Origin of the sequence: Cellulosimicrobium cellulans (assembly GCF_024124905.1) — a bacterium.
Lineage (GTDB): Bacteria > Actinomycetota > Actinomycetes > Actinomycetales > Cellulomonadaceae > Cellulosimicrobium > Cellulosimicrobium cellulans_G.
In genome coordinates, this window is record NZ_JAMXST010000003.1 from 81,359 (window position 1) to 94,948 (window position 13,590).

The window sequence follows — 13,590 nt, forward strand, 5'->3', positions numbered from 1 at the left end:
CAAGAGGACCGTCGGGGCGCCAGGATCGGTCCATGAGGAGACGACTGTGCGTGACGCTCGCCACGATCTGTGCCCTGGCGCTCGGCCTGGGCACCGCGACGGCGCTCGGGCAGGACGTCGGCGCGGCGAGCGGAAGCACGGTCACCACCGCCGCGGGGGTCACGGCCACGCCGGCCGGGGGGTACGTCTTCCGACCGGGCGACCCCATGATCTTCAGCAACGGCGGGACGGCGTCCGGGGGCTACGAGGGTGCCTGCACCGGCGGTTACGCCGTCGCCGGTGACAGCGGGACCTTCCTCCTCGGTCCGCGAGCCTGCTCGGTGATCTTCTCGTCCGTGCGAGGCAGCGACCGCCTCTACGGGTGGACGTTCTCCCAGAACTACCCCGACGGGAACGCTCTCGTGCGCGAGGTCCCGGGGGACGACGCGTACCAGATCGTCCGCGACCCGCTCACGGGGAGGACGCCGGGCGACGGCCGCGTCGTGGGCTGGACCGCGTCCGCGGCGCAGACGCGGGGGATGCTCGTGGGCAAGATGGGGATCGGGACCGGCTGGACCGAGGGCCGGATCACCGGGGCGGTCATGTTCCGCGGGATGACGCTGCTCTGCACGGACATGCGCACCGACCTCGGCGACGCGGGCGCCCCGGTCTGGCGCTCGGACGCCACCGGCCTGCGCGCGCTCGGCACGATCCAGGCGTACGACCCGAGCACCCGGACCGGGTGCTACCGGCCCATCCAGGAGACCTTGGCGATCTACGGCGCGCACCTCCCCGCGTTCGGGCCGTCGCAGGGCCGCCCCGGCTTCGGCACCCTCGCGCCGGGGATGCCGTGGCTCGGCGGCGGCGACGCCTTGGCGGTACCCGTGAAGAACATCCCGGTCGGCACGGACTGGCGGGCGCCCGTCGCCCCGCTCGGCTCCTGACACCGGTCACCCCGCCGCGGCGGGTCGTCCGTGCGACGGACGGCGTGTGACCTGCGCGACGGGTGATCTCCTCCCCAGGGTGGACACGCCCGCGGGGCGGGCAGCGTACGCTGCGGGTGGGTCACCGGACGACGGACAGGGGGAACTACCGCTCGACCGACGAGAGACCGGACCGCCGTCCGACCCGCACCAGCGCTCATGAACACACTCACCTGGACTGCCGAAGACGACGCGACCTGGCGCGCCCGCAGCGCGTCGCGCGAGTACGTGATCCGGCGCGACGAGACCGACGGCTGGACGCTCGACGGGCCGGAGCGCACCTGGGTCGCGCTGCCGAACCTCGAGGTCGCCAAGGAGGTCGCCGCGCTCGCCGACGAGGTGCACCACGACGACGACAGCATGACCCGCTACCGCGTGGTCACCGCCACCGGCGCGCGCCGCGGCGAGCCGTTCGGCGCCGACAGCGACGAGGACGCGATCGACGTGCTCCGCGCTCGCCGCCGCGCGGGCAACCTCCCGCTCGCGCCGTTCCGGCTCGAGACGAGCGACGGGCGGCTGGTCGGGTCGTGGCAGAAGGCGACCGAGATCCCCGCCCGGCCGGCCACGTCGCACGACGGGACCGTCGGCCCCGTCTGAGCCCCGGGCCGAGCCCACGGTCCCGTCGACGGGCCGGTCAGCCCCCCGAGCGCAGGGCCGCGACGTGCGCGGCGCGCTCGCGCCGGCTGCTGTCGACGTGCGCCTCCGCCAGCGCCGCCGCCCGCTCGCCGTCCCGCGCCGCGACCGCCTCGAACAGCTCCGCGTGCTCCTCGGTCACGTGCGCGAGGTCGTCGTGCTGCGACAACGCCCAGCGCACGCGGCTGCGGATGCCCTGCATCATGTCCCGCAGGAGCCGGTTGTCCGCGAGCTCGGTCACGATCTCGTGGAAGTCCGCCGCGGACCGGCGCGACCCGATGCTGTCGGCGGTGCGCGCGCCCTCCTGCTCTCGCGCGAGCGCGCGTCGGAGCCGGTCCAGGCCCTCCGCGCCGTGCCGCTCGGCCGCGAGACGGAACGCCAGCGGTTCCAGGACCTCGCGCACCTCGTCGAGGTCGGCGAGGTCCGCGTCGGAGAACTCCCGGACGACGGCCCACGTGTGCGGCCGCAGCACGACGAGCCCCTCCCCCTCGAGCGCCTTGAGCGCGTCGCGCACGGGGATGCGGCTCACGCCGAAGTCGGCCGCCAGGTCCCGCTCGACCAGCCGGGACCCCGGGCGTCGCACCCCGTCCAGGATCTCGTCGCGCAGCGTCGCCGCGACCCGGGCGGACTCCAGCACTCGCTCCTCGGCTCCGGACACCGGTCGATTCTCCCACCGCGCCCGACGCGCGCACGCGGGTGCGGACGGGCGCGGCCCCGGGTGTGCGCTCGCTCCCCGTGCCGTGGAGAGCGCCCGGCATCCGTGCGAGGGTGGAGGGACACGCGTCGAACGAGGGAGTTCCGATGTCGAGCACCACCCGTCCCCCCGTCCTCCGTCGGGCGCACCGCGTCCGCCTCGCCGGGGCGGCCGCGCTCGCCGTCGGGGTCGCGCTCGCGGCGCCGGCCGCGGCGGTCGTGCCCGCGGCCCAGAGGACCACGGCGCAGGAGACCACGACGGCCGTGGCCGCGGCGCCCGACGACGGGTACGACGTGATCTTCGACGGCACCGCCGAGTCGTTCGCGGCCTGGGAGTACGCGGGCGACGGCGGGTTCGACCTGCTCGACGACGGCACGATCCGTTCCCGGGCGGGCGCGGGCGGCGGGTTCGGGACGCTCTGGTACCCGGTGCGGCAGTACGGCGACTTCTCGCTCGTCGTGCAGTTTCGCGACGACGCGCCCGGCGACGCGCGCGCCAACAGCGGCGTCCAGGTCCGGTTCCCGGACCTCTCCGGGCCGGTCGAGGGGTGCCCGACGACGTTCAACGGCAACGAGACCGGCAACCTCTCCTGGATCGCCGTGAACTGCGGCCACGAGATCCAGGTGAACGACTCGCCCGAGGGAGGGTCGAACGACCCGCGCAAGACGGGCTCGGTCTACGGGTTCGCCGACATCGGGCTCGACCGCGCCCGACCCACCGCGAAGGGCACGTGGAACGAGCTGGAGGTGCGCGTCGTCGGGCAGCACTACACGGTGATCCGCGACGGGGTCGTCATCAACGAGTACGAGAACCTGCCCGGCGTCCCGTTCCCCGACCGCCCGCTCGACCCGGACTCGAGCAGCCGCGGCCTCGTCGGGTACGTCGGCCTGCAGGCGCACGGGTCCGCGCCCGACGTCGTCACCTACCGCGACGTGCGCGTCCGCGAGCTCCCGCCCGTCCACGTCGAGGTGGACGCGCGCTGCCTGGCGGGGACGGCGCACGTCGCCGTGCGCGCGCTGAACGTCGGGGAGGACGCCGTGGACGTCACGCTCGGCACGGCCGCGGGCGAGCGTTCGTTCGCCGACGTCCGGCCGGGCCGCAACGCCTACCAGTCGTTCAGCACGAGGGCCGCGTCGGTCGACGCGGGCACCGCCACGCTGACGGTGGCGACCGACGACGGCCCGGTCGTCGTGGAGACGCCGTACGCGGGGGTCGACTGCGGCTGAGAAGGACGGGCGGCGTCAGAAGTACTGGCTGGCCGCCTGGTAGCCGCTGATCGCGCCCAGGATGAAGCCCACCGCGGTGCACGCGATCGCGACGCCGAGCGCGATCTTCGCCGTCTTCTCGTTCCGGCGGACCGCGATCGCGGAGAAGACGATCGCGAGCACGCCGAAGACGATCGGCAGGAAGAACACCGCGATCGGGCTGAACACGTACGCGAGGATCGTGCGCCACGTCATCGGCTGCGGGCCGGCGGGCGCGTACGCGCCGTAGCCGGGCTGGCCGTAGGGCGCGCCGTACGGCTGCTGACCCTGCGGCGGGTACGACGCCCCGTAGGGCTGCTGGCCCTGCGGCGGGTACGGCGCCACGGGAGGAGCCTGCGGCGCCATCTGCCCGTAGGCCGGCTGGTGCTGCTCGGGCTGCGCGGGCTGTCCGTACGCGGGCTGGCCCTGGCCGTACGGCGCCGGCGCCCCGTAGGGACCGGGAGCGGCCGGCTGCCCGTAGGCGGGCTGGCCCTGCCCGTACGGCCCGGGGGCCTGCGGGGGCTGCTGGGCGTCGCCGCCCGGGTGCTGCTGGTACGGAGGCTGGCTCACGGCGTGTTCCTTCGTCGCGGGTGACGCCGTCCCGACGGCGGCGTGGTCCGAAGGCTAGCGCCTCCGACCCCTGCGCGGGGAACGGCTCGGGACGGCGAGATCTCGCGGCCTACGAGCCCGCGGGCACCATGATCTCGACGAGCCCCGCGTCACCCAGGTCGCCCGTCGCGACGACGACGCCCCGCTCGCGGTAGTCGCCCGCCCGCGGGGTCGTGGTGACGTCGGCGAGCGTGCCGAGGTCGGACCCCGCGCGCACCCGCACGCGCTCGCCCGGCTCGACGACCCGGTAGACGACCCGGCGCGTCCGTCCGGCGAGCTCGAGGTCGACGGCGAGGCCGTCGGCCGCCGCGGGCAGCACGGGGTCGACGACGAGCGCGCCGGACGACCCCGAGCGCTCCGTGAGGCCGAGCACGCCCTGGACGAGCTGACGCAGGTAGATGCCCGGCCCGCTGGAGTACACGCGCCAGCCACCGCGGACGCCCACGGTCCCGTCGCGCAGCCGGTCGAAGTCGCGCGCGAAGCTCTGGCGGTCCGGGAAGTCGGCGTCGCTCGACGAGAAGTACGCGTTGCGCTGGCGCGGCGCGGCGTGCGCGAGGCGGCTGCCCAGGTCGACGGGGCTGATGCGCAGCAGCTCGTCGAGCGCGCGGCCGCGGCCCAGGGCCGCGAGCGCCTCGACGTAGCGGATGTGCGCGTGCACGTACATGAGCCCGATCTCGCGGCCGACGTTCGCGGCCTGCTCGGCCCGCAGGAACGTGTGCGGGACGCCCTCGTCGAACGCGGCGGGGTGGTCCATGAGGCGCACGCCGTCGGGGAAGTGGAGGTGCTCGACCACGAGGCGCTCGTGGTGCTCCGCCTCCTCGGGGGTGAGGATGCCCGCGATGATCGACTGCGTCATGGGGATGAGGCGGTACCGCATCCCGGAGACCGTGTCGGACGGGTGGATGACGAGCTCGTCGCCGTCGGCGCCGTGGCGCACGTACCCGGCCATGACGCCGTCGACGAGCGCGCGCTCGCGCAGGTCGGCGCGGACCTCGGCGGCCAGAGCCCCGGCGCGCTGCGAGAGCGCGGCGTGGTCGTCGCCGCCGGACGTGGTGCGCGCGAGCAGCTCGGCGGCCTGCACGAGCAGCGCGGACGTCCACGTGGACGCGAGGTCCGTGCGCATGCGCGGGTCGGCGGGCTGGAGCGTGTCGTCCCAGTCGCCCTCGCCGTACGCGGGCAGGGCGGTGCCGGGCAGGCGGTCGCGGTCGAGGTGGTCGAGCAGGCGCGCGACGTGGTCGCGCACGGTCGCCGCGGCGTCGGGCCCGGACGCGGCCGGGCGCCGGTGCGCGTGGTCCCAGAACGGGACCGGCTCGTCGAGCACGGCGAGGTCGCCGCTCGCGTCGAGATACTGCGCGAGCGCGAACAGCGGCCACACGACGACGTCGCCGTGCGACGAGTCGTTGTAGCGCTCGCCGTAGGCGTCGAACATGAACCACTGCGGGAACTCGCCCCACGTGTGCTGGTGCGCGAGGACGCGCAGCACGATCGCGCGCGCGACGTCGTGCCGCCCGCCCGCGAGCGCGAGCTCGAACGGTCCCTGGCACACGTCGCGCGTGCCCCACGCGGCGCCCGAGTACTGCTCCAGGCCGTGCGGGACGAGGAAGTGGATCAGGGCGTCGTGCGCGTACCAGGGCACGAGCAGGTCGAGCTCCTGCGTCTCCACCTCCGCGTGGGGCGCGAACCGCAGGCCGCGCACGACCCCGCGGACGGTCGCGAGGTGGCCCGCGAGGGTCGCGTCGACGTCGGTGAGCGGGTCGTGCGCCGGCGCGGCGAGCGCGAGCGCGGCGTCGGCCCCGTCCAGCGAGCCGGTGATCGCGAGCCGGAGCGCACCGGTGTCGGTCGCGCTCGTGAGGCGGTGCGCGGTCCCGTCAGGGGCGCCCGCCGGGTGCTCGGGGTCGAGCACGACGGACGCGCTCGACGACACGACGTACCGCAGGTCGGGGTAGTGCGCGTCGACGTCGCCGCCCGGGACGGGATGCACGACGACGGCCTCGCCCGCGTCCGCCGTCGGGGCCACGTGCTCGACGACCCAGCCGCCCGCCTCGTCGTCGAGCTCGAGCGTCGCGGTGACGTGCAGCGGCCGGTCGCAGCGCACGTCCACGTCGATGCGGTTCTCGCGGTCGTGCGCGACGGTCCGCACGTCCACGCGGCCGAGCGGCGTCTCGTAGACCCAGCGGACGCCGCCGACGTCGAGGACGAGCGCCGAGGGGAGCCCGAGCAGCCGGGGGCCGCGGCCGTCGTCGACGAGGACCCGCAGCCCGCTGCTGCGGAGCAGGTTGAGGTGGTGCCGGTGCACGGTCGCGAGGCGGTTCGCCGTGGTGTTGCCGAGCACGACGTGCGACGCGAAGACGCCCGGCGCGAACGCCGTCGTGGAGAGCACGTCGTCCGTGGGCAGCACGTCGTCGCCCGCCTTGAGCACGTGCCCGTGCGAGCGCTCGGTCACGGTGTCCTTGCGCGCGTCCACGACGTGCGTCCCGTCCGCGGTGAAGAACGACAGCAGCGTGCCGTCGGCGTCGCGCTCGGGCAGGAGCACGTCGTCGGCGCCGAGCCCGACGGCGGCGAGCAGCCCGGCCTCGTCGAGCTCGTCGCCCGCGAGGAGCGGCGCGTCGCGCAGCACGGACCCGGTCCGCGGCAGCGGGGTGGTCGCGCGCTCGTCGGCGGCGGCGGCGACCGCAGCCGCCGCCCAGCCGGCCACCTCGTCGAGGTGCGCGGCGAGCGGGCCGGGCGCGTCGGGGTCGACGACGGTCACCGCGTGCACGCGGGCCGTCCCGCCGGACAGGTCGAGCGGGCGCGAGACGAGGGTCGGCATCGCGTACTCGTACTGGAGCACGCCGGAGTCCACGGGACCGAGCAGGCCGTGCGGGACGCCGTCGCGCCGGGTCCGGGCCGTGAAGACCTGGAGCGAGTCCGTGAGGTGCGCGACGGCGCCCTCGACGAGGAACGCGACGGCGAGCGGGAGGCGCGGCTGGGCGGACATGGTCTGCCGGCTGACGAGCACGGTGCCCGCGTCGGGGTGCTCCAACGCGCGGTGCAGCAGGTACTGGCACACGTACGGCTCGCTCGACAGCGCCGCCGCGGGCGGCGCGAGGGCGAGGTCCTGCGCGTGCACGACGTCGTAGCGCGCGTCCGCGGGCGTGCTCGCGCCGGCCGTGAGGTCGACGCGCCAGACGAGCGTGCGTCCGTCGAGCGTCAGCGCGACGCGCGTGGCGAGCCCGAGCGCCTCGCCCGACCACACGACCCGGTCGGTGCCGACCTCGACCGACGTCACCGCGGGCGCCGACCCGGTGAGCCGGGCGACCTCGACGCCGCCGTCCGCGCGGGTCGCGCGCAGCAGGACGCCGCCGGGCATGCGGTCGTGCTCGCCCGGCAGGTACTGGTTGACGAGCAGGCCGCCCGTGCTCACGGCGCGCACGTCACCCCCGCCGGTGAGCTCGACGGTCAGCTCGCCCGAGGCGAGCGTCGCGCCCGCGAGGGGGGTCGTGCGTGCGGGGCTGGCGGTGAGGGTCACGCGGTCTCCTGCTCGGTGGTGCGGGTCTCGGGTGCTGCGGGGGTCGTGCCCTCGGGGCGCAGCAGCGCGAGGAACTGGTCGAAGAGGGCGACCATGTCGACGTTGTCGGGGTCCAGCAGCCACTGGAGCTGCAGGCCGTCCATGACGGCGGAGAAGAGCTGGCCGATCGCCTGCGGGTCGACCTCGGGGCGCAGCTCGCCGCGCGCGACGGCGTCCTGGAAGCGCGTGTCGTCCTGGTGGCGCAGGGCGCGGTAGCGGTCGCGCACGACGTCGTGGGCCGGGTGCGCGGCGTCCGTCGCCTCGGCGGCGACCACGACGTGCAGCGAGACGAGACCCGGCGTCTCGGCGTTGCGCCGGACCTGGTCGCGGATGGTCGTCAGGAGGTCGGCGCCCGCGGCCTCGTCCTCGGTGCGTCGCACGAGGTCGCGCCGGTCGCGCTCCTCGAGCGTCGCCGTCAGGAGGCCCGCCTTGCTGCCGAAGTGGTGCAGGAGCCCGGCCTCGGAGATGCCGACGCGCGCCGCGATCTCGCGCAGCGAGCTGCCGCGGAAGCCCTGCTCGCCGAACACCTCGACGGCCGTGCGCAGGATCTCGCGACGGCGCTGCTCGCCCCGGACGATGCGTCGGTCGGGCAGGCCGGCCGCCGTCGTGCCACGCGTCCCGGTCGTCGTCGCCCGGCCCCCCGCCGTCCCCGTCGTGGCGCCGCCACCTGCGGAGTCGCTCTCGTTCATCACCGTCTCCTTCGCCCAGTCTCTCGGCGCCAACGGTACGGCCTGGACGCCCCGGTTGAAAATACTAACCGAGCGCACGCTAAGGTAGTTTCCACAGCGGCTCACACCAGACGAGCCGACTGCTCGATGAGGAGGATTGCTCATGAAGCTCGGACGCAAGGCGGTCGCCATCGGCGTCGTCGGACTCCTGGCCCTGACCGCGTGCGGTCGTGCGGACGACGACTCGACGGGTGGCGAGACCGACGCCGGGTCCACCACGACGGTGGACGACGCGCCCGCGAAGGGTGACATCACGATCTGGGCGATGGGTGAGGAGGGCGAGAAGCTGCCCGACTTCGTCCAGGGCTTCACGGACGAGAACCCCGACGCGAACGTCGAGGTCACCACGATCCCGTGGGCCGACGTCATGACGAAGTTCCAGACCGCCGTCGCCGCGGGCACCGTGCCCGACGCGATCATGATCGGCTCGTCCTTCATGCCGACGATGGTCGCCACCGGCGGCCTCGCGCCCGTCCCGGACGGCCTCGTCGACAGCGCGGACTTCGTCGAGGGCGCTGCCGCCTCCACCGTCGCCGACGGCGTCGAGTACGGCGTGCCGTGGTACGTCGAGACCCGCGTCCTGTACTACCGCTCCGACCTGGCCAAGGCGGCCGGGGTCGAGGCGCCCACGACGTGGGAGGAGCTCACGTCGTTCGCCGAGGCGATGCAGGCCAACGGCTCGACCTACGGCCTCCAGCTCCCCATGGGCGACGCCGAGGACTCCACGCAGGTCATCCTGCCGTTCTACTCGCAGGCCGGCGGCTCGGTCCTCAACGAGGCCGGCGACGCGTTCGACCTCGACAACCAGGCGATGGTCGACGCGCTCGACTACTACGCGTCGTTCTTCACCGAGGGCCTGTCCCCGCTGTCCGGCTACGGCGACTCGCAGAACAGCGCGTTCGTCGACGGCTCGGACCCGGCGTTCATCTCCGGCCCGTGGATGGTCAACGTGCTCGCCGACCTCCAGGGCGAGGACTGGGTCGAGCAGAACGTCGCGACCGTCCCGGTGCCCGCGGGCTCCGCGAACAACGACTCGTACATCGGCGGCGGGCACCTCGGCGTCTTCGCCGAGGCCAAGAACCCCGACGGCGCGTGGAAGCTCGTGCGCTGGCTCGCCCAGCCCGAGACGCAGCAGGCCTGGTTCGACGCGACGAGCGACCTTCCCGCCCTCACCACCGCGTGGGACTACGAGCCCCTGACGTCCAACCCCCGCACGCAGGTGCTCCAGGAGCAGCTCGAGAACACGATCGCCCCGCCGACCGTGCCGAGCTGGGACGAGCTCTCCGCGACGATCGAGACCGAGGCCGAGAAGGTCGCGAACGGTCAGGTCACGTCCGAGGACGCCGCCAAGGCGATCCAGGCCAAGGCCGACACGCTCGGGCTCGGCTGGTAACAGGACCCGTCGGTCATGACCACCACCACCGAGGGACGGCGCCGGCGCACGGCCGGCGCCGTCCACCGGCGACGGCAAGCGCTCGTCGCCTGGCTGTTCGCGCTCCCGTTCGTCGCGGTCTTCACGGTCTTCATGCTGGGGCCGCTGCTCGCGTCGTTCGGGATGTCGTTCTCGGACCTCACGATCCGTGACATCAAGACGCCGTTCGCGGTGAACTTCGTCGGGCTCGAGAACTTCACCGGCGTCTTCCAGGACGAGCTCTTCCGCAAGGCGCTGCTCAACACCTTCTACTTCGTCCTCGTCGGCATCCCGCTGACGATGGTGCTCGGCCTCGCCCTGGCCGTGGCCCTCAACTCGGGCATCGAGAAGTTCCGCAGCGTCTTCCGCGTCGGCTACTACACGCCCGTCGTGACGTCGATCGTCGCGGTGGCCGTCGTGTGGCGGTTCATCCTCCAGGACTCCGGCCTCGTCAACACCGTGCTCGGCTGGGTCGGGATCGACGGTCCCGACTGGCTCAACGACAGCACCTGGGCCATGCCGTCGATCATCCTCATGGCCGCCTGGCGCAACATGGGCACGCTCATGATCATCTTCCTCGCCGGGCTCCAGGCGATCCCGCGCGACGTCTACGAGGCCGCCGAGGTCGACGGCGCCGGCTCGTGGCGCCGGTTCCGCTCCATCACGGTCCCGCTCATGCGCCCCACCCTGCTGCTCGGCGCGGTGCTGCTGTCCGTCGGCTTCCTCCAGGTGTTCGAGGAGCCGTTCGTCATGACCAAGGGCGGCCCGGTCAACTCCACGCTGACCATCAGCTACTACGTCTACAACCAGTTCGGCTACGGCAACTACGCGTTCGCCTCCGCGGCCGCGTACGTCCTGTTCGCGCTGATCGCCGCGCTCGCCGCCGTCCAGTTCCGCCTGCTGCGGTCGAAGGAGGATTGACATGACCGTCACGTCCTCGCGGACCACCCCCGCGACGCCCGGGACCGCCGGCACGACCACCCGGCGCCGCCCGCGACGCCCGATCCGGTGGTCGCGCGGCGCCACGTACACGGCGCTCGTCGTCGGGCTGCTCCTGACCCTCATGCCGTTCATCTGGATGGCGCTCGGCAGCTTCAAGACGCAGGGCGAGCTGCTCCAGCGCCCCATCACGTGGTGGCCGCAGGACCCCACGCTCGACAACTACGAGCGGTGGCTCTCCCAGCTCAACTACGGGCAGTACTTCACCAACTCGATCGTCGTGGCCGTCGCCGTGGTGCTCGGCAACATCGTGTTCTGCTCGATGGTCGGCTACGCCCTGGCGAAGATGAGCTTCCCCGGCAAGCGGGTGCTGTTCGCCCTCGTCATGCTCACGCTCATGGTCCCGGGCGTCGTCACGCTCGTGCCGATGTTCGTGCTCGTGTCCAACATGGGGCTCGTCAACACCTACCCGGCACTCATCCTGCCGTTCCTCGCCGGACCGCTCGGCGTGTTCCTCATGCGGCAGTTCATGCTCGGCATCCCGGACGCGCTCATCGAGGCCGCCCGGATCGACGGCGCAGGCGAGTTCCGGATCTTCTTCCGTATCGTGCTGCCCCAGTGCGGGCCGCCGCTCGCGACGCTGAGCATCCTCACGTTCCTCGGGTCGTGGAACAACTTCCTGTGGCCCCTGGTCGTGGCGCAGACCGAGAACATGTACACCCTCCCGGTCGCGCTCTCGCTGTACTCGGTCGGCTCGAACGGCACCTACTACGGCCTCCTCATGGCCGGGTCCGTGCTCGTCGTGACGCCGATCCTCATCCTGTTCCTGTTCCTGCAGCGCTACTTCGTGCAGGGCATCGCCATGACCGGCATCAAGTGACCGGCGACCGACGAGGAGAGCCCGTGTCGATCACCTTCCCCGAGAACTTCGTCTGGGGCGCCTCGACGGCGGCCCACCAGATCGAGGGCAACAACGTCAACAGCGACTGGTGGGCGCGCGAGGTCGACCCGGCCTCGACCCTCGCCGAGCCGTCGGGCGACGCCGCCGACTCCTACCACCGGTACGCCGACGACATCCGGCTGCTGGCCGAGTCCGGGCTCACCTCGTACCGGTTCTCGATCGAGTGGGCGCGCATCGAGCCGGCCGAGGGTCGCTTCTCGCGGGCCGAGCTGGACCACTACCGCCGCATGATCGACTGCTGCCTCGAGCACGGGGTCACGCCGCTCGTCACGCTGCACCACTTCACCTCGCCGCGCTGGTTCGCGGAGGACGGCGGCTGGACCGACCCGCGGTCCGTCGAGCGGTTCGCGCGGTACGTCGAGCACGTGCTGCCGCTGCTCGACCGCGCGTCGCACGTGTTCACCATCAACGAGCCGAACATCCTCGCGATGATGATCACGGCCGCCAAGGGCACCGAGCAGCTCCAGGCCGGCACGATGCACGCGCCCGACCCGGTCGCGACCGAGCACCTCATCGCCGCGCACCGCCGGGCCGTGGAGCTCGTGCGGACCGTCGGGGTGCCCGTCGGGTGGCCCGTCGCGCCGCAGCAGTTCTTCGCCGACCCCGGCGCCGAGGAGGTCCTGCGCGAGTACGCCTACCCGCGCGAGACCGTCTTCCTCGAGGCCGCGCGCGGCGACGACTTCGTCGCCGTCCAGGCCTACACGCGCACGCGCATCACCGTGGACGGGCCGCTGCCCGCCCCCGAGGACTCGGAGAAGACGCTCACCGGGTGGGAGTACTACCCGGCCGCCATCGCGGAGGCCGCGCGCCTCGGGTACGAGCTCACCGGCCTGCCGGTCCTCGTCTCGGAGAACGGCATCGCGACGGCGGACGACGCGCGCCGCATCGACTACACGCGCGACGCCCTGCGCGCGCTGCACGCCGAGATGGAGGCGGGCCTCCCGCTGCTCGGCTACCTCCACTGGTCGCTGCTCGACAACTACGAGTGGGGCTCGTACGCCCCGACGTTCGGGCTCGTCGCGTGGGACCCGGAGACCTTCGAGCGCACGCCCAAGCCCAGCCTCGCCTGGCTCGGCGGCGTCGCCCGCGGCACGGTCTCGCTCGACGACTGACGCGACGCGGCCGGAGCCGCGCGCACCGCACCCTCCTGCAGGTCACGACGCGGGGCGGGGACATCGTCCCCGCCCCGCGTCGTCGTCCGTCCGGAGGACGTCACCCCGCCGCGCGGGCGTCCGTCTCGAACTGGGCCGCAGCGGCGACGGTGTCCGGGTTCTCCAGGAGCGCCGCGCAGAGCGCGGTGGACAGCGTGAAGTCCTCGATCCCGCGGGCCGCGAGCGCCGCGACCTGGGTCGTGTCGCGCAGGCTCGCGGCGAGCACGCGGCACCCCTGGCCCGACGCGAGCAACGTCGCGTGGAGGTCGACCGTCTGCTCGACGCCGTCGAGGCCCAGGTCGCTCATCCGCCCGACGTAGGGCGCGATCCAGCCCGCACCGGCCGCGTCCGCGAGGAGCGCCTGGGACGCGTGGTAGACCGCCGTGACGAGCACGGGCACCCCCTCGCGCGTCAGCCGGCGAGAGACGGCGAGGCCGTCGCGGGTCGCGGGCAGCTTGACGACGACGTCCGGGCCGAGGCCGACGAGCTCCCGGCCGTGCGCCTCCAGCGCCGCCTCGTCCGGGCCGACGGCCTGGAGGAACACCGTCCCCGCGCCGGCCGCGCGCGCCCACCGGTGGACGTCGGGGGCGTCGTCGACGGTGAGGCCCGCCCGGCGCAGGATCGTCGGGTTCGTGGTGACGCCGGCGAACAGTCCGGTCGCGAGGAGCCGCTCGACCTGGTCGCGGTCGGCGGAGTCGATGTACAGCATGC

The 13,590-nt window shown here is 73.7% G+C and carries 12 protein-coding genes; 7 read left to right on the forward strand and 5 right to left on the reverse strand.

The window, feature by feature from the left end:
* Nucleotides 1-32: 32 nt before the first annotated feature.
* Together NHH00_RS09085 and NHH00_RS09090 are read left to right on the forward strand one after the other, a co-directional pair.
* Nucleotides 33-923, forward strand: a complete 891-nt coding sequence (locus NHH00_RS09085; RefSeq protein ID WP_253051548.1) for a S1 family peptidase — start codon at nt 33-35, stop codon at nt 921-923.
* Nucleotides 924-1,121: 198 nt separating this feature from the next.
* Nucleotides 1,122-1,559: a hypothetical protein gene (locus NHH00_RS09090; protein ID WP_253051549.1), complete on the forward strand. Its 438-nt coding sequence runs from the start codon at nt 1,122-1,124 to the stop codon at nt 1,557-1,559.
* 37 nt (nt 1,560-1,596) lie between these two features.
* Here NHH00_RS09090 and NHH00_RS09095 read toward each other — a convergent pair whose 3' ends face one another.
* The gene (locus NHH00_RS09095) at nt 1,597-2,253 is read right to left on the reverse strand and encodes a GntR family transcriptional regulator (RefSeq protein ID WP_253051550.1); all 657 of its coding nucleotides are present in this window, start codon (nt 2,251-2,253) and stop codon (nt 1,597-1,599) included.
* Between the two features lie 143 nt (nt 2,254-2,396).
* On the opposite strand from NHH00_RS09095, the gene NHH00_RS09100 reads away from it, so the two are divergent.
* Entirely contained in the window at nt 2,397-3,515 is a 1,119-nt protein-coding gene (locus NHH00_RS09100; protein ID WP_253051551.1) for a 3-keto-disaccharide hydrolase, read from the forward strand.
* Nucleotides 3,516-3,530: 15 nt separating this feature from the next.
* Here the strand turns inward: NHH00_RS09100 and NHH00_RS09105 are convergent, their stop codons facing one another.
* The 3 genes from NHH00_RS09105 to NHH00_RS09115 all read right to left on the reverse strand — a co-directional run bounded on the left by NHH00_RS09105 (nt 3,531) and on the right by NHH00_RS09115 (nt 8,378).
* Nucleotides 3,531-4,103, reverse strand: a complete 573-nt coding sequence (locus tag NHH00_RS09105; protein ID WP_253052534.1) for a hypothetical protein — start codon at nt 4,101-4,103, stop codon at nt 3,531-3,533.
* A 109-nt stretch (nt 4,104-4,212) separates the two neighbouring features.
* Nucleotides 4,213-7,650, reverse strand: coding sequence for a GH36-type glycosyl hydrolase domain-containing protein (locus tag NHH00_RS21020; protein ID WP_253051552.1), 3,438 nt, complete (start codon nt 7,648-7,650; stop codon nt 4,213-4,215).
* A complete protein-coding gene (locus tag NHH00_RS09115) occupies nt 7,647-8,378 on the reverse strand; it encodes a TetR/AcrR family transcriptional regulator (RefSeq protein WP_253051553.1) in 732 nt (243 codons plus the stop codon). The genes NHH00_RS21020 and NHH00_RS09115 overlap by 4 nt, the downstream gene beginning before the upstream one ends.
* A 142-nt stretch (nt 8,379-8,520) precedes the next feature.
* On the opposite strand from NHH00_RS09115, the gene NHH00_RS09120 reads away from it, so the two are divergent.
* Genes NHH00_RS09120 through NHH00_RS09135 form a run of 4 tightly spaced genes read left to right on the forward strand, consistent with a single transcriptional unit; the run spans nt 8,521 to nt 12,840 of the window.
* Nucleotides 8,521-9,810, forward strand: a complete 1,290-nt coding sequence (locus NHH00_RS09120) for an extracellular solute-binding protein (protein ID WP_253051554.1) — start codon at nt 8,521-8,523, stop codon at nt 9,808-9,810.
* Nucleotides 9,811-9,825: 15 nt separating this feature from the next.
* Nucleotides 9,826-10,749 carry a carbohydrate ABC transporter permease gene (locus NHH00_RS09125; protein WP_253051555.1) on the forward strand — a complete coding sequence of 308 codons (924 nt, stop codon included), beginning with the start codon at nt 9,826-9,828 and terminating at the stop codon, nt 10,747-10,749.
* Between the two features lies 1 nt (nt 10,750).
* The gene (locus tag NHH00_RS09130) at nt 10,751-11,647 is read left to right on the forward strand and encodes a carbohydrate ABC transporter permease (protein ID WP_253051556.1); all 897 of its coding nucleotides are present in this window, start codon (nt 10,751-10,753) and stop codon (nt 11,645-11,647) included.
* A 23-nt stretch (nt 11,648-11,670) separates the two neighbouring features.
* Complete coding sequence (locus NHH00_RS09135; protein WP_308202285.1) at nt 11,671-12,840, forward strand: glycoside hydrolase family 1 protein; 1,170 nt, start codon at nt 11,671-11,673, stop codon at nt 12,838-12,840.
* 100 nt (nt 12,841-12,940) lie between these two features.
* On the opposite strand, the gene NHH00_RS09140 is transcribed toward NHH00_RS09135, so the two are convergent.
* Nucleotides 12,941-13,588 carry a transaldolase family protein gene (locus NHH00_RS09140; protein ID WP_253051557.1) on the reverse strand — a complete coding sequence of 216 codons (648 nt, stop codon included), beginning with the start codon at nt 13,586-13,588 and terminating at the stop codon, nt 12,941-12,943.
* Nucleotides 13,589-13,590 lie beyond the last annotated feature (2 nt).